At 71.6% G+C, this 761-nt stretch carries 1 protein-coding gene; it reads left to right on the top strand.

The genetic code is table 11. From position 1 onward, the window contains the following. Nucleotides 1–35 precede the first annotated feature (35 nt). Nucleotides 36–761: SGNH/GDSL hydrolase family protein (locus tag VR45_RS21035; RefSeq protein WP_045941344.1), on the top strand; the 726-nt coding region annotated here is incomplete at its 3' end.

Raw genomic sequence — 761 nt, 5'->3', positions numbered from 1 at the left:
ACAGCCACGAACCCCAGCAAGGAAGAAGGAATCCTGTGAAGCGCACCCTCGGACTCGCCCTGGCCGCTGCGAGCGCAGTGGCGGCGATCGCGGCCACCGCCCCCACGGCCTCGGCCACGGCACCCGCGCCGGCCCCGCTGCTCCGGGTGATGCCGCTCGGTGACTCGATCACCGCCGGGTACCGGAGCAGCACCGACGCCGGCTATCGCGGCCTGCTCGGCGACCTGGTGGCCCAGCAGAACCGCTACACCGTCGACCTGGTGGGATCGAACCACAACGGCGCGGTCACCGACCCCGACAACGAGGGCCACAGCGGGTACATGGTCAACGACATCGCGGCCGGGGTCGACGGGTGGCTCCAGGCCGCGCAGCCGGACGTCGTCCTGCTGCACATCGGCATCAACGACCTGGACCGGGGCAGCGACAAGGCCCACGCGGCGGACCGCACCTCGGCACTGATCGACCGTGTCCTCGCCGCCCGTCCCGGTGTCAGCGTCCTCGTGATGGGCCTGATTCCGACCACACCGAACCTGACCGCCCTGGTGGCCGACTACAACACCGCGCTGAGCCGGGCCGTCGAGACGAAGCAGACCCAGGGCCGCAAGGTTCGCTACACCGCCGCGCCCGCGCTGACGCCGGCCGAATTCGCCGACGGACTGCACCCCAACGACTCCGGCTACCAGCGGATGGCGCAGACCTTCGACCAGGCCCTGGACCGCTCCTTCACCGACGGCCTGGCCGCCCCGGCGGCCACACGCCAC

The sequence above is a fragment of the Streptomyces sp. NRRL S-495 genome, from assembly GCF_000966955.1.
Classification (GTDB): Bacteria; Actinomycetota; Actinomycetes; order Streptomycetales; family Streptomycetaceae; genus Kitasatospora; species Kitasatospora purpeofusca.
Note: the sequence above shows the minus strand (reverse complement) of the source record. Positions and strands in the feature narration are given on the sequence as shown.